Source organism: Nonomuraea sp. NPDC049129 (genome assembly GCF_040648495.1).
GTDB lineage: Bacteria > Actinomycetota > Actinomycetes > Streptosporangiales > Streptosporangiaceae > Nonomuraea.
Window position 1 is genome coordinate 1 of sequence record NZ_JBEZDU010000031.1, and the last position, 19421, is coordinate 19421.

18 protein-coding genes are annotated in these 19421 nt (G+C 69.6%); 9 read left to right on the forward strand and 9 right to left on the reverse strand.

Annotation, left to right across the window (positions count from 1 at the left end; all coding sequences use genetic code 11):
• On the reverse strand, window positions 1-666 hold a 666-nt coding region (locus AB0B64_RS51725; RefSeq protein ID WP_358198112.1), incomplete at its 3' end, for an SDR family NAD(P)-dependent oxidoreductase.
• An 83-nt stretch (window positions 667-749) separates the two neighbouring features.
• On the opposite strand from AB0B64_RS51725, the gene AB0B64_RS51730 reads away from it, so the two are divergent.
• Complete coding sequence (locus tag AB0B64_RS51730; RefSeq protein WP_358198121.1) at window positions 750-1496, forward strand: TetR/AcrR family transcriptional regulator; 747 nt, start codon at window positions 750-752, stop codon at window positions 1494-1496.
• A 383-nt stretch (window positions 1497-1879) separates the two neighbouring features.
• Here AB0B64_RS51730 and AB0B64_RS51735 read toward each other — a convergent pair whose 3' ends face one another.
• Entirely contained in the window at window positions 1880-3946 is a 2067-nt protein-coding gene (locus tag AB0B64_RS51735; RefSeq protein WP_358198134.1) for a DNA topoisomerase IV subunit B, read from the reverse strand.
• Between the two features lie 274 nt (window positions 3947-4220).
• Here AB0B64_RS51735 and AB0B64_RS51740 point away from each other — a divergent pair, with 274 nt between their 5' ends.
• The gene (locus AB0B64_RS51740; RefSeq protein ID WP_357940303.1) at window positions 4221-4451 is read left to right on the forward strand and encodes a hypothetical protein; all 231 of its coding nucleotides are present in this window, start codon (window positions 4221-4223) and stop codon (window positions 4449-4451) included.
• Window positions 4452-4548: 97 nt separating this feature from the next.
• Here the strand turns inward: AB0B64_RS51740 and AB0B64_RS51745 are convergent, their stop codons facing one another.
• Window positions 4549-5244: a GNAT family N-acetyltransferase gene (locus AB0B64_RS51745; RefSeq protein ID WP_358198153.1), complete on the reverse strand. Its 696-nt coding sequence runs from the start codon at window positions 5242-5244 to the stop codon at window positions 4549-4551.
• A 151-nt stretch (window positions 5245-5395) separates the two neighbouring features.
• Between AB0B64_RS51745 and AB0B64_RS51750 the strand changes: the two genes are divergently transcribed.
• The gene (locus tag AB0B64_RS51750) at window positions 5396-6130 is read left to right on the forward strand and encodes a peroxide stress protein YaaA (protein ID WP_357940298.1); all 735 of its coding nucleotides are present in this window, start codon (window positions 5396-5398) and stop codon (window positions 6128-6130) included.
• On the opposite strand, the gene AB0B64_RS51755 is transcribed toward AB0B64_RS51750, so the two are convergent.
• On the reverse strand, window positions 6120-6941 hold the full coding sequence (locus tag AB0B64_RS51755; protein WP_357940296.1) for an NAD(P)H-binding protein: 822 nt from the start codon (window positions 6939-6941) through the stop codon (window positions 6120-6122). The two genes, AB0B64_RS51750 and AB0B64_RS51755, sit on opposite strands and share 11 nt — an antisense overlap.
• An 87-nt stretch (window positions 6942-7028) precedes the next feature.
• Window positions 7029-8435: an MFS transporter gene (locus AB0B64_RS51760; RefSeq protein ID WP_358198170.1), complete on the reverse strand. Its 1407-nt coding sequence runs from the start codon at window positions 8433-8435 to the stop codon at window positions 7029-7031.
• 93 nt (window positions 8436-8528) lie between these two features.
• Between AB0B64_RS51760 and AB0B64_RS51765 the strand changes: the two genes are divergently transcribed.
• A complete protein-coding gene (locus AB0B64_RS51765) occupies window positions 8529-8993 on the forward strand; it encodes a MarR family transcriptional regulator (RefSeq protein WP_357940292.1) in 465 nt (154 codons plus the stop codon).
• Between the two features lie 58 nt (window positions 8994-9051).
• Here AB0B64_RS51765 and AB0B64_RS51770 read toward each other — a convergent pair whose 3' ends face one another.
• From AB0B64_RS51770 to AB0B64_RS51780, 3 genes are all read right to left on the reverse strand, one after another.
• Window positions 9052-10698 (reverse strand): RNA polymerase sigma factor, encoded by a 1647-nt coding sequence (locus AB0B64_RS51770; RefSeq protein ID WP_357940290.1) that lies wholly within the window; start codon window positions 10696-10698, stop codon window positions 9052-9054.
• A gap of 242 nt (window positions 10699-10940) precedes the next feature.
• A complete protein-coding gene (locus tag AB0B64_RS51775) occupies window positions 10941-13034 on the reverse strand; it encodes a SpoIIE family protein phosphatase (protein WP_357940288.1) in 2094 nt (697 codons plus the stop codon).
• 194 nt (window positions 13035-13228) lie between these two features.
• The gene (locus AB0B64_RS51780; RefSeq protein WP_357940286.1) at window positions 13229-13798 is read right to left on the reverse strand and encodes an HhH-GPD-type base excision DNA repair protein; all 570 of its coding nucleotides are present in this window, start codon (window positions 13796-13798) and stop codon (window positions 13229-13231) included.
• 155 nt (window positions 13799-13953) lie between these two features.
• Between AB0B64_RS51780 and AB0B64_RS51785 the strand changes: the two genes are divergently transcribed.
• The 5 genes from AB0B64_RS51785 to AB0B64_RS51805 all read left to right on the forward strand — a co-directional run bounded on the left by AB0B64_RS51785 (window position 13954) and on the right by AB0B64_RS51805 (window position 18473).
• On the forward strand, window positions 13954-14178 hold the full coding sequence (locus AB0B64_RS51785) for a hypothetical protein (RefSeq protein ID WP_225288959.1): 225 nt from the start codon (window positions 13954-13956) through the stop codon (window positions 14176-14178).
• A gap of 123 nt (window positions 14179-14301) precedes the next feature.
• A complete protein-coding gene (locus AB0B64_RS51790; protein ID WP_357941466.1) occupies window positions 14302-15834 on the forward strand; it encodes a hypothetical protein in 1533 nt (510 codons plus the stop codon).
• 121 nt (window positions 15835-15955) lie between these two features.
• Window positions 15956-16711, forward strand: a complete 756-nt coding sequence (locus AB0B64_RS51795; protein ID WP_357940284.1) for a 5-oxoprolinase subunit PxpA — start codon at window positions 15956-15958, stop codon at window positions 16709-16711.
• Between the two features lie 5 nt (window positions 16712-16716).
• Window positions 16717-17361 carry an allophanate hydrolase subunit 1 gene (locus tag AB0B64_RS51800; protein ID WP_357940282.1) on the forward strand — a complete coding sequence of 215 codons (645 nt, stop codon included), beginning with the start codon at window positions 16717-16719 and terminating at the stop codon, window positions 17359-17361.
• Entirely contained in the window at window positions 17358-18473 is a 1116-nt protein-coding gene (locus tag AB0B64_RS51805) for an allophanate hydrolase subunit 2 family protein (protein WP_358198207.1), read from the forward strand. Before AB0B64_RS51800 ends, AB0B64_RS51805 begins: the two co-directional genes overlap by 4 nt.
• On the opposite strand, the gene AB0B64_RS51810 is transcribed toward AB0B64_RS51805, so the two are convergent.
• Window positions 18442-19290, reverse strand: coding sequence for a PhzF family phenazine biosynthesis protein (locus AB0B64_RS51810; RefSeq protein WP_358198216.1), 849 nt, complete (start codon window positions 19288-19290; stop codon window positions 18442-18444). The two genes, AB0B64_RS51805 and AB0B64_RS51810, sit on opposite strands and share 32 nt — an antisense overlap.
• Between the last annotated feature and the right edge of the window lie 131 nt (window positions 19291-19421).

Here is a 19421-nt window from a genome sequence, read left to right on the forward strand (position 1 = left end):
GTGAGGTCTCCACGCGCCATGGCGATGGCCTACCAGGACCACAGACCGCAGCGCAGCCAATCCCATTGATCTCAACTCCATACAGGCCCTAGTGCGGACGCTGCCGCCGCCGAAGTCGGTCGAGTACGGGCCGGGCTCCAGGCAGATGACGTCGATGCCGAAGTGCTCGACCTCCTGCCGGAGCGATTCCGACAGCCCTTCCACCGCCCACTTCGACGCGTGGTAGCCGCCGATGCCGGGGAACGCCCGGACGCCGCCCTCGCTGGTGACCTGAATGATCCGGCCATGGCCCTGCGCGCGCAGCACAGGCAGAACCGCCTGCGTCACCCACAGCGTGCCGAAGAAGTTGGTCTCCATCTCGGCGCGGATCTCGGCTTCGGTCAGCTCCTCGACCATGCCGAAGTGACCGTAGCCCGCGTTGTTGACCACCACGTCCAGCGCGCCGAAGTGCTCGGCCGCCTGCCGCACGGCGGCGAAGACGGCCGCGCGGTCGGTGATGTCGAGCCGCAGCGGCAGTACGGCCTCGCCGTACCGCTCGGCCAGGGGACGCAGGTGGTCAAGGTCGCGCGCGGTGGCGACGACCCGGTCGCCCCGCTCGAGGGCGGCCTCCGCCCACTCACGGCCGAACCCCTTCGACGTGCCGGTGATGAACCACGTCTTGGACAACGCCTTCACCTTCCTCTAGTCGATACGTCTCATGATAACAGTAGCATGGACTGTATTAATTGTGTGTGTAGTATCGTTGCCGCATGGAGGGGCGACGAGATCGGAAGAAGCGGCAGACCCGCGAGCGGATCCAGGCCTCGGCACTGGAGCTGTTCACGTCGCACGGCTACCGCAACACGACCATCGCGGCGATCGCCGAACACGCGGACGTCGCGACGCGGACCGTCACACTGCACTTCGCCACCAAGGAAGACCTGCTGTTCGCGGATGACCCGTTCGCCGCGGAATCGCTGGCAGCGCGCCTGGACACCCGGCCCGGCGCCGCGCTCGACGGCGTCGGTGAGTGGATGCGCGACACGATGCACGCCCTCGACGAACGCGACGCCGACCAGGGCCGCAAGCCGGGCGAGACCTGGTCCCTGCGCATCAAGCGCGCCACCCTGATAGCCGAGGACGAGGATCTCCGCGCCCGTGCCCGCGCGAGCTACTACGAGCTGGAACGCCTGATCGCCGCCGCCGTCGGCAAGGACGTGGGCCTGCCGTCCGACGCGCTGGCGCCGCGCCTGACCGCGTACACCGTGGTGGGCGGCCTGCGCGAGCTGTACATGACCCACGAGGCCCGCCACTGCGACACCGCTACCGAAGCGCTACTTCCCCTGGTCGACCGCGTACTCGATGTCGCACGCACGGGCCTGGCCAAGCTCACGGCCGGTGAGCCCAACCCCACGCCGCTCGTCTTGACGGCCCCGGCGCCTGCCCTGAGGGATGGGCGCAGACAGCCGAGAACGCCGCGAGCCGAAACGAGCCTGGGCGAAGAGCCTGAGGACTGAAACGGCCCTGGGCGTGCTGAGCAGGTCCTGGTGCGCTCTGGAACGGGCCTGAGCGGCCCTGGAGCGTGCTAACCAGGTCCAGGCGTGCCTCAAGACGGGCCTGAGGCGCCAAGTCCTGTTAGAGCGGCCTGAAACGCGGGCCCTGGCGGACTCTCGGGCACCACGGGCCCAACCACACGGAAGCCGCGGTCAATCATGCGCACGTCACGGCGCCCGACCCGCTCCACCGGAGGAGCGTGCCCCTGGACAGACCCCAGCCCGCTACGGCGTCTGGGGCTCACCGTGCCTGCCGTAAAAGAAAGCCCGTAAAAGAAGGCCCGTAAAAGAAAAGCCCGCGAAAACGGCGCCGAGCAGGCAAAACCGAGCAGACGAAAAGGGGTGTTCTAGGCGTCGATATGGTCGCGGTCGACTTCGGCGGCGCTGCTGACGATGAACTCGCGGCGCGGAGCCACGTCGCTGCCCATCAGCAGGCTGAAGATCCCCTCCGCCGTCTCCGCGTCCTCGATGCGGACGCGACGCAGGATGCGGTGGCGCGGGTCCATCGTGGTCTCCGCGAGCTGGTCGGCGTCCATCTCGCCCAGACCCTTGTAGCGCTGCACCGGGTCCTTCCAGCGCCGGCCGCGTCGCTCCAGGTCGCGCAGCACCTTCTGCAGCTCGGCGTCGGAGTAGCAGTAGATGTACTTCTCCTTGCCGCGGCCGGGGTTGGTGAGCTCGATGCGGTGCAGCGGCGGGACCGCGGCGAACACCCGGCCCGCCTCGACCATGGGCCGCATGTAGCGGTGGAAGAGGGTCAGCAGCAGGCAGCGGATGTGGGCGCCGTCGACGTCGGCGTCGGCCATCAGGATGACCTTGCCGTAGCGGGCCGCCTCGATGTCGAAGGAGCGGCCGGAGCCCGCGCCGACCACCTGGATGATCGCGGCGCACTCGGCGTTCTTGAGCATGTCGCTCACGGACGCCTTCTGCACGTTGAGGATCTTGCCGCGGATCGGAAGGAGGGCCTGGAACTCCGAGTCGCGGGCCAGCTTGGCGGTGCCCAGCGCGGAGTCGCCCTCGACGATGAACAGCTCGCTGCGGTCGATGTCGTCGCTGCGGCAGTCGACGAGCTTGGCGGGGAGCGCGGAGTTCTCCAGGGCGCTCTTGCGGCGCTGGTTGTCGCGGTGCTCGCGGGCCGCGATGCGGGCCTTGGCCGCGGCGACGATCTTCTCCAGCACGGCGCGCAGGGGCTGCTTGTAGCCGCGCGGCGGGTTGGCGAACAGCTCCTTGAGCTCGCGGGAGACCACGTGGGAGACGATGCGGGTGGCCGCCGAGGTGCCCAGCACCTCCTTGGTCTGGCCCTCGAACTGCGGCTCCGGCACCCGGACCGTGACAACGCCGGTCAGGCCCTCGGAGATGTCCTCCCCCCTGACCGGGTCGTCGCCGTTCTTCAGCAGGCGGGTCTCGCGCAGCAGCTCGTTGATCGTGCGGACCAGGCCGCGTTCGAAGCCGGTGAGGTGGGTGCCGCCCTTGGGGGTGGCGATGACGTTGACGAACGAGCGGATGGTCGAGTCGTAGCCCTTGCCCCAGCGCACGGCCACGTCGACGGTGAGCTCGCGCTGCACCTCGGTGGCCGTCATGTGGCCCTGGTCGTCGAGCACCGGGACGGTCTCGTGGAAGTGGCCGACCCCCTGCAGGCGCAGCACGTCGCAGACGGCCTCGTCGCGGGCCAGGAACTCGGTGAACTCGGAGATTCCCCCGTCGAAGCGGAACTCCTCCTCGACCCGCTCCTCGTGCCTGCTGTCGATCACGGTCAGGGTCAGGCCGGGCACCAGGAAGGCGGTCTGGCGCAGGCGTACGTGGATCTCGTCGAGCGAGACCTCGGCGTCGGGCAGGAAGATCTGCTTGTCGGCCCAGAACCGAACCCGGGTGCCGGTGGTCCGCTTGGGCAGCTTGCCGCCGTCACGCAGGCCGGACTTCTTCTTGAACTTGGCCTTCGGACCGTCGCCGTCGAAGATGCCGGGCACGCCGCGGCGGAAGCTGATCTCATGGATCTGGCCGTCACGGTCAACCTCTACGTCGAGGCGCTCGGACAGGGCGTTAACCACGGAGGCGCCCACGCCGTGCAGGCCGCCGGACGCGCCGTAGGAGCCGCCGCCGAACTTTCCGCCCGCGTGGAGCTTGGTGTAAACGAGCTCGACTCCGGCCAGACCGCTCTTGGGCTCGATGTCGACGGGGATGCCGCGGCCGTCGTCGCGCACCTCGATGGAGCCGTCTGGATAGAGCTCCACCTCGATGCGGGTGCAGTGCCCGGCGAGCGCCTCGTCGACGCCGTTGTCGACGATCTCCCAGAGGCAGTGCATGAGCCCGCGGCTGTCGGTTGACCCGATATACATGCCAGGGCGCTTGCGGACCGCTTCCAGCCCCTCAAGCACCGACAGGTGACGAGCCGTGTAACCCGCCTCCACTAGCGTCACTCCGGCTCCCCTGCGTTTAAGCGTCGAACGTCTAAGCGTCGAACTGAGCATCGAACATGTGTGCGTAGCCTATCGTTCTTCCCCTACGCACGCGTACAAGCTTGCCATGACGGCAGGTTTGGTGTTACCAGGCGACGGCTCTCCATCACTTCCGGCCACATTCTGCTCTCGGCGTAGCGGGGCAGTGATTGGGAACGTCCACGTCCGGTTAGATGTTGTCCAAGTGACTGACGCCAGATCCTCGCTTCGGCGGGGGTGACCCGAAAGGCGATACGTGACTGGAGCTCTCGCCCCCGTTAAGCCGCTGACGGCCCTCGACCGTTGCGACCGTTGCGGCGCCCAGGCCTACATTCGCGCGACCCTGCCCGTGGGTGGGGAGCTGCTGTTCTGCGCTCATCACGGGCGTCAGCACATAGCAGCGCTCCGCGATAAGGGCGCCGACATCCTGGACGAGTCTGCTCGGCTCAGCGAAACCCCAACAGTGGCCCCCAACGACGAGCGCTAACCGGCGCTGGTCGTGATGAGATAACAACATATTGCACGGAGCGGAACGGCGATCCCGGCAGGCCCGGGACCGCCGTTTCGTCATGTCTCGGGCCGTCTCATCTCACTCTGTAGTGATAGCGGGCCCGCGCCTCGAAGCCCTCGCTTCGGTACAGGGCCTGAGCCGCCTCGTTCGGCGCGGTGGTCACCAAATAGGCCGTACGCGCCCCGTTACGCCGTACGAGAGCACGCAACACGCTCCTGGCCAGCCCACGGCGGCGAGCCTGGGGCAACGTGGCCATGCAGTAGATCCCGATCGTCTCCCCCTGCGGCACACCCCGGCCCACTGCGACGGCTCGACCGTCCTCCTCGACCGCGGCGTACAAGGCGGGCACCCCTCGGCAGATCCGCTCAGCCACCTCGACACCCTCGGCGTAGCGCCCGTCCACGGCCCACCAGGTCTCCAGCCATCCCGGCCAGGGGCTCTCCTCGACCCGCACCTGACGAACAGGCTCCGGCACGCCGTCCCCCACCATGATCACGGTTGGATCGACGACCCCATATCCCCGGGCGGCCAATTCGTCGTCGATCCCCGGCATCGCCCCCACCCCAACGGAGAACACGCTCCGCTGCCCCTTCTCGGCGTAGAAGGCCTCGGCCGCCTCGATCGCACCGGCGAGATCGGCGGGCCGTCCCAGGGCGAGCACGGAGTTCGCGCGCTTGGTCACGCCACCGGCGTAGCGAAGGATCCAGCCGTCGTACGTCCGCTGCTCATAGGCAGGCCAGGCTTCATGAACCAGCAAGTCGAAATCCACTCGCGCACCCTACCCAACCAGCGCAGACCTCCCGCGAAGCGGCCAAACCTCGGCGGCCGCATTCCGGCCGGCAGGGCAACCCAGACACAAGCAGTGAGCGGCGGGCGGCAGGCTGTGGGCGGTGGGTGGCGAGCATTGACTATGCTGTGGCGTGCTGATTTTGTTGCCGCCCTCGGAGGGGAAGGCCGGTGAAGGCAGCGGTCCTCCTCTAGGGGATCTTTCGTTCCCCGCCCTGGACAGACCGCGCAAACGCGTACTGACCGCGCTCATGAGAGCGTCCAGACGGCGTGACGCCCTCGACGTCCTCGGTCTGTCGCCCGGCCTGGCAGGCGAACTGGCCAAAAACCTGGAGCTCCAAACCGCTCCGGCCCTCCCGGCGGCCGATCTCTATACCGGCGTCCTGTACGAGAAGCTCGGTCTCGGCACCCTGACGGACGAGGCCAGGAAGCGGGCCGAGGAGTCGGTGCTCATCTTCTCCGGCCTCTGGGGCGTGTTGCGGATCACCGACCGCGTACCTCCGTACCGGCTGTCGATGGGAGTGACTCTGCCGGTGCTGGGCGGGCTGGCCGCGTTCTGGCGGCCAACGGTGTCCAAGGAGCTGGAGCGCCTGGACGGGCTGGTGGTCGATCTGCGTTCGGCCACCTACGCGGGAGCCTGGCAGCCCGGGGAGCGGTCTGTGGCGGTACGGGTGTTCCGCGATGGCAAGGTGGTCAGCCACATGGCGAAGGCGACCCGCGGTGAGATCGCCCGCACCCTGCTGGAGACCGGGGCGGATCCCGCCACACCCGGCGAACTGGCCGCGCTCCTCACCGGCCACGGCCACACGGTCCACCTGATCGAGCCCACCCGGCCCAACCGCCCCTGGACCCTCGACGTCAGCCTGTGAAGTCGCCCAGGTGGTCCGCCGCCCAGGCCGCGAACGTACGGCCGGGGCGGCCGATCAACCGCTCGACATCCGTGGTGATCTCGACCGGCACGCCGTCGTTGGACTGCCACCAGTCCAGCAACGGCTCAGCGAACTGCTCGGGGATGTAGTCGGCCATCTCCGCCTTCCACTCCTCCCGCGTGACGTTCCTGATGGGGATGTCCCTGCCGGTCACGTGGCCGAGGATGCGGATCTGCTCGGCGAAGGTGATCGATTCGGGCCCGGTCAGCAGGTACGGCCGGCCGCCCAGGGCCGGGTCGGCGAGCACAGCGGCGACCGCCTCGGCGATGTCGGCCTCGTGGATACTGTCGTTGTGCGAGTTGGGGTACGGCAGGCTCACCGGCTCGCCGGCCTTGACGGGCCAGGACCAGGCCAGCGCGTTGCCGGCGAACGAGCCCGGACGCAGCAGCGTGCTGCGGACGGGCGCGGCGGTCAGGGCGCGCTCCACGTCCAGGTGGGACTTGGCCAGGGGGCTGGCCTCGGGGTTCGGGCCGAGCACGGAGGAGGACGACAGCAGCACGATGTGCTCGACTCCGGCCTCGGTCGCCTCCTTGACGAAGGCGTCGATGTGCGACGGTTCGGCGTACAGGAAGACCGAGGTGACGCCGGCCAGCGCGGCGGGGAACGTCGCGGGGTCGCTGAGGTCGCACGTGATGATCGACGAGTCACCGGGCTGGCGGGAGGCCGGGCGAACGGGCAGGCCGCGTCGGCGCAGGATGGCGATGAGCTCAGTGGCGACGGCGCCACGAGCGCCGGTAACAAGGGTGGTCATATCGGGAAATGCCTTTCTGGGTGATGATTTTGGGCTATGTATGCAGGCCGCTTGGGTCATGCTGCGGCTGAGCTCTGTATGGCGTTCTCAGTGGCGGCGCGGCTGGGCCTTGCGCGGCAGGAGCCACACCAGGCCGCAGCAGGCGATCACGGCGACGACCACGACGAGCAGGCTGCCGGTCGCGGCCTCCATCTGATCGCCGGTACGGAAGTAGACGGTGGTCACGGCCGCGGCGCCGATGGCGTTGGCCAGCTGCTGGACCGCGGAGAGCGACCCGCTGGCGCTGCCGGCCTCGCGCGGGTCGATGTCACCCAGGGTGACGTCATAGATGGTGCCGAAGCAGGTGCCCATGCCCAGCCCGATGACCAGCGCCGCGAGGACGAGCGCCCAGGCGCCGTCCACGACTCCGGAGACGACGGCCAGCAGCCAGCTGGTGCCGATCAGCGCGATGGTCAGGCCGATGGTGATCAGCGTGCGGCCGAGCCGGTCGATGAGCCGGTGGCAGGCCACCGAGGCGATGACGATGCCCACCGCCACCGGGGCCAGGCCGAGCGCCGCCTGTACGGGCGTGAAGCGCAGGCCGTACTGCATGAACAGCACGAGCACGTACAGCAGGCCAGACACGGCCGCGAAGAAGACCATGCCCAGGACCAGGCCGGCGGTGAAGCCGCGGTTGCGCAGGAGCGACGGCTCGATCAGCGGGTTGGTGGCGGTGCGCTGGCGTACGCAGAACAGGCCGAAGAACACCAGCCCACCGGCCAGGCACAGGATCGGGACGAGCGTCCACCCATGGGCCGAGCCGTCGATCAGGCCGTACAGGAGACCCACCATGGTCACCGCCAGCACCCCGGCACCAACGCCGTCCACCCCGGATCCGCTGGAGCGATCACCGGGAGCATCGGCGGGCAGGAGCCGGGTGGCGGCGACGAGCGCGGCGCCCCCGAGCACGATGTTGATCAGGAACATCGCCCGCCACCCCAGCCCGAACAGATCGGCCTCGATCAGAAAGCCCGCCACCACCGGCCCTGCGACCGACGAGACGCCAAGCGCGGGGGCGAACACGCTGAAGGCCTTGCCAAGCTGATCACGGGGAAAGACGGCCCCCAGAATCCCGAAGCCCTGGGGGATCATCAGCGCCCCGAACCCGCCCTGCACCAGCCGGGCACTGATGAGCACACCGGGACTGACCGCGAGCCCGCAGGCGACGGACGCGAGCGTGAATCCGGTGATGCCGAGAAGGAAGAGGCGGCGGCGGCCGTAGCGGTCACCGAGCCGCCCGCCGACCACCAGCAGGACCCCGAGCGCCAGCGCGTACGCGGCGCCGAGCCACTGGATGAGGGCCGCTCCCCCGCCGAGGTCGGCCGCGATGGTGGGGGCGGCGACGTTGGTGATCGTCGCGTCGAGCAGGTCCAGGACGGCGGCGGCGATGATGACGCCCAGGACGGCCCACCGCCGGTCAACCTGGACGGGTGAGGCGCGGATGAGTGCGGACATGCGGACCCCCTCGATAGAATGCGTACGTGACACAAAGAGTGCGTCACACAAAGATTGTGTGACGCACATAAATATGAGGTACGGAGCAACCTGGTGTCAAACCGAGCGGAAACGCTGAAGCGGATCATCGATGAGAGCCAGCGGCACTATGCGGCATATGTGCTGTTCAATCAGGCGCTGGCCGACCATCTGGGCATTCACCCGACAGACCTGCAGTGCGTGGCGCTGCTGGACCTGGAGACCGGACCGGTGAGCACCGGGGAGATCGCCCGGCTGACGGGGCTGACGCCCGGCTCCGCCACCCGCCTGGTGGACCGGCTGGAGAAGGCCGGTCTCGTCGTACGGCACACCGATCCGGCGGACCGCAGGCGGGCGCTGGTCGCCCTCGCGCCCTCGGCCGAGGCCAGGATCGGGGATGCCTGGGAGACGCCGGGCAAGGCGTTCGCCGAGATGATGGAGACGTTCACAGACGCGGAGCTGGCCGTGATCGCCGACTACCTGCGCCGGGCCAGCGCGGTCGGCCGCGCCCAGGCGGAACGCCTCAACAAAGGGGCATGAACGCCCCTGGCCCCGCACAGCCGGAGCTGTGCGGGGCCAGGGGTGAAACGATCTTCCGTTAGTCCAGGTAGTCGCGCAGCACCTGGGACCGGGACGGGTGACGCAGCTTGGACATCGTCTTCGACTCGATCTGCCGGATGCGCTCACGCGTCACCCCGTAGACCTTGCCGATCTCGTCGAGTGTCTTCGGCTGCCCGTCCGTGAGGCCGAACCGCATCGACACGACGCCCGCTTCCCGCTCCGACAACGTGTCGAGAACGGAGTGCAGCTGCTCCTGGAGCAGCGTGAAGCTGACGGCGTCGGCCGGCACGATGGCCTCGGAGTCCTCGATGAGGTCACCGAACTCGCTGTCGCCCTCCTCACCGAGGGGGGTGTGCAGCGAGATGGGCTCGCGACCGTATTTCTGGACCTCGACCACCTTCTCGGGGGTCATGTCCAGCTCGCGGGCCAGCTCTTCCGGCGTGGGCTCCCGGCCGAGGTCCTGCAGCATCTGCCGCTGAACCCGGGCCAGCTTGTTGATCACTTCGACCATGTGGACCGGGATGCGGATGGTCCGCGCCTGGTCGGCCATGGCGCGGGTGATCGCCTGCCGGATCCACCACGTGGCGTAGGTGGAGAACTTGTAGCCCTTGGTGTAGTCGAACTTCTCGACCGCGCGGATCAGGCCGAGGTTGCCCTCCTGGATCAGGTCCAGGAACAGCATGCCGCGTCCGGTGTAGCGCTTGGCCAGCGAGACCACCAGACGGAGGTTGGCCTCCAGCAGGTGGTTCTTGGCCCGGCGGCCGTCCTCGGCGATCCACTCGAGCTCGGCCCGGACGTCGACCGGCAGACCCTCGGTCTCGCCGCCGCCCAGCTGCTCCTCGGCGAACAGTCCCGCCTCGATGCGCTTGGCCAGCTCGACCTCCTGCTCGGCGTTGAGCAGGGGGACCTTGCCGATCTGCTTGAGGTAGTCCTTGACCGGGTCGGCGGTGGCGCCGGCGGCGGCCACCTGCGCGACCGGCGCGTCATCGTCGTCGTCGGAGAGGATGAGGACTTCGTCCTCGGTCTTCTCCGTGGCGGCGACGGCTGCCACGTCGGCGGCCTTGGGCTCGTCCTCGGTGTCGTCGTCGGAGTCGCCCTCGGAGTCGGAGTCGTCCGCGGCGACGATCTCCTCGTCCTCGACCTCGATGTCTTCGAGGTCCTCGAGCTCGACGTCTCCCTCGAGCTCGATGTCCTCGTCGTCGTCGACGCCCTCAGGGCTCTTCGGCTTGGTCTCGGCAGGCCCAGCGCTCTTCGGCTCGGCCTTCTTGGCGGGCACGGCCGCCTTCTTCGCCGCCGGAGCGGCCTTCTTGGCGGGAGCCGCCTTCTTGGGGGCGGGCTCGGCTTCAACGGCGCCCACGACCGCGGTCACGGTCTCAGGCTGCTGCTCTTTGGCGGCCGCTGCGGCCTTGGTCTTGACGGGGGCAGCGGTACGGCGCTTTGCTGGACCACGAGACTTTTTCGGCGCAGCCGAATCCGCGGCGGTCACCACCACGGTCACGCCCTCTTTACTGAGGTTCCGCAAAAATGCGGCGGCGTGCGACATGGGGATGTCCGCCTCCTCGAAGGCCTGACGGACATCCTCAGACTCGAGGAAACCCTGCGAGCGCCCACGCTCGAGCAGTCGCTGAATGACGGGCTCGTTCAGCTCTTGTGGCTTCGAGCGAGTCGAACTTGCAGGCGACACGAACACCTCTCGAACGAACGCGTGGCGACTATGGACCCAGATACCCGCTGGGGGGCTGTTGCCTCTCTCGGAGAACGGTGCGGCCGTGCGGATCGCGACGGACCTGTCCAGCATTCTGGCACGACCACGCACTCCATACGGCCACCTCCCGGCGGTTGACCTCCACCCTAGGCCGACCCAGACAGTAGTGCGTACGTAAGCGCGGCACTGATACCCGAAAGCAACCCTTATGACTGATTCATTCAGTCACTCTTCGTGGCGGGCGGCACATGGATAGCCAGGGCGGTAACGTCATCATCCTGTTCATATCCAGACAACATCCGGTCAACCAGGAAATCCAGCAACATGTGCGGACTACTGACCACCTCAGGCGGCGCTTCGGTCACAACACTGCAAAGCTCTGCGAGTCCTGCGTCCAAACCGCGTTTCCGGTTCTCCACCAAGCCGTCTGAGTAGAGCACGGCGGTGTGTCCCGGCGGCACCACGAACCGGAACTGCCGGCGGCTGGTCGGCCAGCCCAGCGGCGTGCCCGGCTCCACGTCGCCCAGGACCGCGGTGCCCTGCGGGGAGACCAGGACGGGCGGCGGATGGCCCGCCAGGGCCAGCGTGCCCTCGCCGGTGACGGGCTCGACCACCATGTAGGCGAGGGTCGTGACCTGCTCTTCTTCCTCGGTGGCGTCGAAGACCCGGTCGAGGCCGGTGAGCACGGCCGCGGGCGGCGGGTTGGTCAGCGCCAGGGCGCGCATGGCGTTGCGGATGCGGCCCATGCCCGCCGCGGCCTTGACGCCCTTGCCCATGACGTCGCCCACGACCGCCGCGACCCGGCCGTCCTGCAGCACGAACGCGTCGTACCAGTCGCCGCCGACCTGCACGTGACGGCTGCCCGAGCGGAACCGCTGGGCCAGCACCAGGCCCTTGACCACCGGCAGGCGGTCGGGCAGCAGGCTGCGCTGGAGCGTCTCGGCGGTGCGGTGCTCGCGTTCGAACAGCGTGGCCCGCTCCACGGCGAGCGCGCACTGCCCGGCGAGCGCCTCCAGGAAGACGCCGTCCTCCTGGGAGATCTTCTGCGGTCTGGTGAAGGAGAAGCGCAACGCGCCCAGCGCCCGCCCGGCCGCCAGCAACGGCAGGCCGACCCAGGCCCGCTCGTCACTGTGCGTGAGATAATTGGTCAGCACCTGCTCGTCGCCACCGGCTTCGAGAAGCTGGGATTTCAGCCTGTCGGGCGACTCGGCGAAGACCGGACGGCGGCTGTTGACCGCCATCGTCATCACGCTGGAGGAGGAGAGCGGGATCTCCTCGCCGAGCGTGTCGGACGCCTCGGGAACGCCCTCGCCGTTGATCAGCTTGAGCGCGGCACGGTCGGGGTCGAGCAGCGCGACCGCGGAACGGTCGGCGGCCAGGGCGGTGCGGCCGACGTCGATGATGACCTGCACCACCTGCTCGACGGTGAGCGCCTCGGCCAGCTGGGCGGTGGCGCCCTGCAGCCGCGCGGTGCGCAGGGCCGCGGCGCCGAGCTGGTCGGTCAGCCTGCCGCGCATCTCCTCGGCCTCGCGCTGCGGCGTCACGTCGGTGTTGGCGCCGACCCACTCCACGACCCTGCCGTGCCTGATGATGGGCACGGCCCGCACCTCGAAGTGGCGGTAACCGCTGGCCCGGGTGCGCACGCGGTAGTTCCACTCGAACATGGTGCGGCCGCGCAGCGCCTCCTTCCAGGCTTCCTCGGTCTGCTGGCGCTCCTCCGGATGCACGGCCTCCAGCCAGCCCAGGGCGAGGTATTCCTCCAGCCCCTGGCCGGTGATGGCGCGCCACTGCGGCGCGTCCTCCACCACCGTACCGGTCGGCGAGGTGATCCAGACGAGCTGTGACTGCGCCTCGACCAGCGAGCGGTAGCGCTCCTCGCTGCGGCGCAGGTCCTCTTCGACCTGGCGGCTCTCGGTCACGTCGAGGCCGATGAGCGCGATCGCCCGCAACTCGCCCGCGTCGTCGTGGACCGGCGAGAACGACAGCGACCAGTGCCTGGTCTCCCCCTCGGACGAGCGCACGCGTACGCGGCTCTCGGTGACCGGAGAATCGCTCTCGGTGACGGCCTGGACCGCATGGGTGATGAGCTGGCTGAGGTCGGCCGTCAGCGTCTCGGCGGGCGCGCGGCCGACCAGCCGCTCGGCGGGTACGCCGACGACCTCGGTGAACACGTCGTTGACCAGTTGTACGTGGCCGGCGGCGTCGAAGAACGCGAAGGCGAACTCCGCCTCCGACAGCATGCCCTTGAAGAGGGCGGAGTCTGAGATGTCCACATCCGACTCCCGGGGACGGGGAACGGAGGTCTCGGCGCTCATGGTCGGCACCTCCGTCGCGTGCCAGGGTCTCCCACGCGGCACATCTCCATAACTGTGTATCGGCGTAGCGCAGCTCCGGGCGACCGGATTCTGCAGTACATCATCGGCGATGGGCAGGCGCGGACGGAAGCCCCGGCCGCCATACGGTCAACGCATCCTGTCAAAATCGCTCCACGTTGCGCAGCAAGATCAGGCTACTTGGCCTTGGCCGCGCGCTTGGCCTCCTGCTTGGCGGCCCGAACGCGACCCAGTGTGTCGGCGTCGACCACATCCGCTACCGAACGCAACGACCCCTCCTCGCCATAAGGTCCAGCCGCCTCGCGCCATCCTGGCGGTTGAACCCCCATTTGCTTGCCGAGCAATGCCAAAAATATCTGAGCCTTCTGCTTGCCGAAGCCGGGAAGTCCCAGGAGCCGGTTGAGCAACTCTTTGCCGTCGGCGACGTCACTCCAGACCCGCTCGGGATTGCCGTCGTAGTGCTCCACAAGGTAGGCGGCCAGCTGCTGGACCCGGTCCGCCATCGCCTTGGGGTAGCGGTGCACGGCCGGCTTGGCGGCCAGCAGCGCGGCGAACTCCTCGGGATCACGAGCCGCGATCTCCTCCGCGGTGAGGTCGTGCCCGAGGCGTTCGGAGATGGTGTGAGGCCCCGTGAACGCCCATTCCATCGGGATCTGCTGATCGAGCAGCATGCCGACGAGCAGGGCGAGCGGACTTCGGCCGAGGAGATCGTCGGCCTCCGTCCGCTGGGCGAGCTGGATGCGCATGGGAACAGCTTCGCACGAATGCGGTTCCGAAGAAGCGAACACAAGCGTTGTGGAGGCTTGACACTCAGCCGAGAAAAGATGAAATGGGAGCGCAAGTCGCCCTGCATCCATTCCCTGGGGGTTTGCCCCAGGGGCTCCAGAGGAATCTCACATCTATGCTCGCTCTGGCCACACGCTTCCTACGGGAGCCGGTCAGTCTCAGGCTGGCCGAAGAGTTCCTGACCATACCCGTGGACACCATCGACCGTTGCGTGTCCGACGTCTGCGCCTGCGCGCAGCACCTCGGCATCTCCCCGACGCCCGATGTCATCGAACGCATCGCCCGCGAACATCTACTGGCGATCGTGAACTCCGCACCGCCGCCCCGGACTCCCCGATAACATCGGGGTCACCAGGCCGCGTTCTACGCACCGTTTCGGCCTGGAATGCGAGAGAGTGAGGGCGTGCGCCGACACCGACGAGATCCCCGGGAGAGCACCCCACCAGACGATGTGTTCAAGGAGATGGTGCAGGCGGCTCGCGAGCTTCTGGCCGTGCGCAGCCCTCTTGACGCGGAGCTGATGGTCTCCGACATGATCGGAGCCTGGTGGGGCAGGCGCGTCAGGGGTGGTGATGTCGAACAGGTACTCGGCGAGGGTCTGGTCGACTACGCCGCCAAGGCCGGCACTCCGGCGTCGCTGACGCTGCTCATCTGCCTGGCCTATCTCGGCACGGCCCGCCAGGGTGCCAAGGCGGAGGGCGCGGCGCTGGCGATGATGGAATCGGGCGTGGCCCGGCCCGGCTGGGCCGACCGGGTGGGCGCGGTCAAGCCGACCGGCTGCTACGTCTCCCGCGACGCCTACGGCGACCAGGACACCGTGATCTGCACGTTCGGCTACCGCTGGAGCGAGGGCCCCCGCGACGAGCAGGCGGGCGGCGAGACGCCGGTGACCTTCGAGCGCGAGCAGGACCGGCACGCGCTGGTCATGGTCGTCGACCACAACATGTCGGGCATGGCGCGCGACGCCTGGGTCTCCTCCCAGGTCGACACACTGCTGGACAAGGCACGGGTCGAGGCGGCCGGCAACCCGATGCTGCTGTTCGAGGAGATCGAGCCCCAGCAGGCCAGGGCGCTGCTGGAGTCGGCCATGAAGGCCACCAGGGAGCCGAAGACCCCGCCGCCGGTCAGCGACAGCTACAGCGCCTACCACGCCTTCGCCCGCGCCCGGCTCAAGGCCCTCCCGCCGGGCCGCAAGCGCCCCGCCCCCCTGCACATCGAGGCTCCCTACAGCCGCGAGCGGCGGGCGATGCTGGCCGCGGAGTTCCTCGCCTCCGACGCGGCCGAGCACCTGTCCGACCCGTCGGCGGCCTCGCGGTGCGCCGACCACATCATCGACTACGGCTGCGAGCAGGACTTCAACCGGCCGCTGCGGGTGAGCCCGACCAAGTGCGAGACGTTCCTGCTCGACTGGCTGCCGCGCAAGGTGATGTTAAGCGTGGCCGAACAGGAGGCCATGCCGCACGTACTGTCGGCGTGGATCCGCTTCGCCGCCCGCCGCACCGGCCTGCCCGACACGGGGCTCAAGGACACGCTGGACGCCGTGTGGGAGGCGACCGGCAAGTTCCCGGAGGCGTACCGGGATCCGACCTCGTTCGGCCTGGACCGGCCGCTGCTGGAGCGGCTGCTGCCGGACGGCGACCTGTCGGCGCTGGCCAGGCGGGCCTTCGCGTTCCCGTTCCTGCAGGGCGTGCACGGCGGCATCGACCTGGACGCGCTCAACCCGGCCGACGAGGCCGACCGGCGCACGCTCCTGGAGATCGACCACGTCGGCGCCATCGACGAGGAGCACCTGGCCTGGCACGAGGAGATCGCCGCGCGGCTGTGGGACGGGGACCCGCCGCAGCTGTGGGAGGCGGCCCAGCGGCTGCTCGACCTCGGCCACGACCGCCACGACGTGCTGCACGTGCTCATCGAGATCGCCGAGCGAATCGGCGGCGACCCGGACGAACTCGCCTCCGCCCTCGACGACATCGCCGACATCCCTGACGAGATCTAGCGCGATGTACGCCCGCCGCGCCCGCTCTGCCCTCTAGCCCGGTGTACGCCCATCTCGCCGCGGGTCGGCGTCTGTGACCCCGTCGTCGCGCTGAGGTGGCCGCTACCGCCATGATGGGAGCATGGTGATCGACCTCAACGCGGATCTGGGCGAGGGCTTCGGCGTCTGGCGGCTGGGCGACGACCTGGCGCTGCTCGACATCGTCACGAGCGCGAACGTCGCCTGCGGGTTCCACGCCGGCGACCCGGTGACGATCAGGCGCACCTGCGCGGCCGCCGTGGACCGGGGTGTGGCGATCGGGGCGCAGGTGTCCTATCGCGACCTGGCCCACTTCGGGCGCAGGGAGATGGACGTCGAGCCGGAGGAGCTCTGCGCCGAGGTGCTCTACCAGCTCGCGGCCGTCGACGGCATCGCGCGGACCATGGGCGGCCGGGTCTCCTACGTCAAGCCGCACGGCGCGCTCTACAACCGCATCTGCCGCGACGAGGAGCAGGCCGCCGCGGTGATCGAGGCCGTGGCCGACTACGACACCTCCCTGCCGGTGCTCACGCTGCCCGGCTCGGTGGTGCACGGGGCGGCCGCCGCCGAGGGCGTGCCGACGATCACCGAGGCGTTCGCCGACCGTGCCTACACGGCCGCCGGGACGCTGGTCTCGCGGCGCGAGCCCGGAGCGGTGATCCACGATGTCGCCACGGTCTCGGCCCGCGCCGTGCGGATGGCCGTCGAGGGCCGGGTGACCGCCGTGGACGGCAGCCCGGTGTCGGTCTCCGCCCGGTCCATCTGCGTGCACGGCGACACACCTGACGCGGTACGACTGGCGCAGGCCGTACGCGATGGGCTGCTGGAGGCGGGAGTGGTCCTGCAGGCCTTCGCATGATCCGGATGGCCGGGGAGCACGGGCTGCTCGTGGAGACGGGGTCGCTGGCCGTGTCGCACCGGCTCGACGCGGTGCTGCGTGCCGCGCGGCCCGCTGGGGTGGTGGAGATCGTACCGGGGCCCGAGACGGTGCTGGTGGTGGCGCCGGGGGCGGACCAGGGCCTGCTGCGGTCGCGGCTCGACGAACTGCTCGGCGAGGCGCTCAAGCCCGGAGAGCCTGGCGAGGCGCTTGAGTCCCGGGAGCCTGGCGGGGCCCTGTCCGGGACCGGGCAGGGGGTCGTAGCCATTCCCGTTGTCTATGACGGGGAGGACCTCGATTCCGTGGCCGAGTTGGCCGGGATGTCGGTGGACGATGTGATCGCGCGGCACACCGGGCGGGAGCTGGTGGTGGGCTGGCTGGGTTTCGCGCCGGGGTTCGCGTATCTGATCGGGCTGGATCCGGCGCTCCACCTGCCACGGCTGGCGACGCCGCGCACGTCGGTGCCCGCCGGTTCGGTGGCGATCGCCGGTCCCTACTCCGCGATCTACCCCACCGCCTCGCCGGGCGGGTGGCGGCTGCTGGGCCGTACGACGACGCGGATCTGGGACGTCGACGCCGAGCCGCCGTCACTGTTCCGGCCCGGAACCCGCGTACGGTTCGAGCCGGCATGATCGAAGTGCTCACGCCGGGCCCGTACGCGACCATCCAGGACCTGGGCCGCCCCGGCTACGCGCACCTGGGCGTGCCCCGCTCCGGCGCGGCCGACGAGGCGAGCCTGCGGCTGGGCAACCGGCTCGTCGGCAACCCCGCGGACGCGGCGGGGATCGAGCTGACGTACGGAGGGGCGCGGCTGGCGTTCCACTCGGGCGCCTGGGTCGCGGTCACGGGCGCCCCCTGCCCGCTATCCGGGCCTTCCCCTATCCCCGTGGGAGCCGGACCTTCACCGGCCGCCGTGGGGTCCGAGCCTCCGCCGGACGCCGTGGGATCCGGGCCTTCACCCGGTCCCGTCGAGCCTGAGCGAAGGCCCTTTCCCGTCGAGCCTGAGCGAAGGCCCGTTCCCGTCGAGGCTAGGCGAAGGCCCGGCCCAGTGGAGGCCGGGCGGTCGCCCATCACCGGTGAGGCCGGGCGCGCGTCTGTTCCCGAGGAGGCCCGGCGCTCGCCCACCCTCGGGGCCGGGATGAATGTGCCGTTCTGGGTTCCGGCCGGGAGTGAGTTGCGGTTCGGGGCGCCCGAATGGGGGTTGCGGACCTACCTGGCAGTGCGGGGCGGGATCGCCGTAGAGCCGGTGCTCGGCAGCCGTTCCACGGATTCGCTGTCGGGGCTCGGCCCGGCGCCGCTGCGCCAGGGGACCGTACTCCCGGTGGGCGGCTCCAGGGGCCTGGTGGAGATCTCGGTGGATCTGGCGCCCGCCGGGGAGCCGCCGCCCGCCGTACTGCGGATCGTGCCGGGGCCGCGCGACGACTGGTTCGCGCCGGACGCGCTCGCCGAGCTCTGCGCCGAGCCGTACGAGGTGAGCCAGGACAGCAACCGCGTGGGAGTACGCCTGCGCGGCCGAGAGCTGTCGCGGGCGCGTGAGGGCGAGTTGCCCAGTGAGGGCATGGTGACGGGGGCGGTGCAGGTGCCGCCGAGCGGGCAGCCGATCGTCTTCCTCACCGACCACCCACCGACCGGCGGCTACCCGGTGATCGGCGTGGTGCGATCGGCGGACCTGCCGATCGCCGCCCAGCTCCGGCCGGGTGACAGCGTACGGTTCACAGTTCGACCTGGCCGACGACGCACGTGACGCTGGAGCCGCCCACCCACACCACGGGCTCCTGACCGTCCTCGGGGCTCTGGCCGGTGGTGATGTGGACGCGTCCGGCGCGGCCCAGCATGGTGCCCTGGCCGGCCACGTAGGGGGCCGTGAGGCGGCCGGTGCGCAGCAGCCACTGGGCGACCGAGGCGTTCAGGCTGCCGGTCACCGGATCCTCGACCGTACTGCCGTTGACCGGGAAGAACGCCCGCAGCTCGATCGCGAGCGGCGACCCCGGCGGATAGGGGCCCACCACGCCCAGGTCGATGTCGATCGGGCCGGGGCGCAGTGCGAGCACCTCGTCCGCGCTCCGCAGCAGCACCGCCACCCAGCCTGGCCCATTGTCGGCCCACTCGGCGTCGACGATCTCGTCGCGGCCGATGCCCAGCATGCCCGCGATGCGCTCGACGAGCGGCTCGTCCACCGGCCCCGACCGCAGCAGCGCGGGCGCGGCGAACGCCAGCCCGCCGTCCGTCCTGCGCAACGTCACCAGCCCGGCGCCGCACTCCTGCACGACCGTCTCCGGCTCCTTCGGCGTTCCTCGGTTCTCCAGCCAGGCGTGACAGGTGCCCAGCGTGGGGTGTCCGGCGAAGGGCAGCTCGCTCGTCGGGGTGAAGATCCGCACCCGGTAGTCGGCACCGGGAACGGTGGGGGGCAGGACGAAGGTGGTTTCGGACAGGTTCGTCCAGTGGGCGAACCGCTGCATCTCCTCGGTGCTCAGGCCGTCGCCGTCGAGGACCACCGCGAGCGGGTTTCCCTGGTACGGCGTGGCGGTGAAGACGTCGACTTGGCGGAAGGTGCGCAACATGCGTCAAGTATCCCCTCAAGACACCGAACGTCCTGATCACGCAGCATTCGCCGCCTACCGCCTACCCGGCCCAGGCGGTGCGGCTCGACGGCCAGCGATCCCAACCCGCACTCACGAACGGCCGGTGTTCC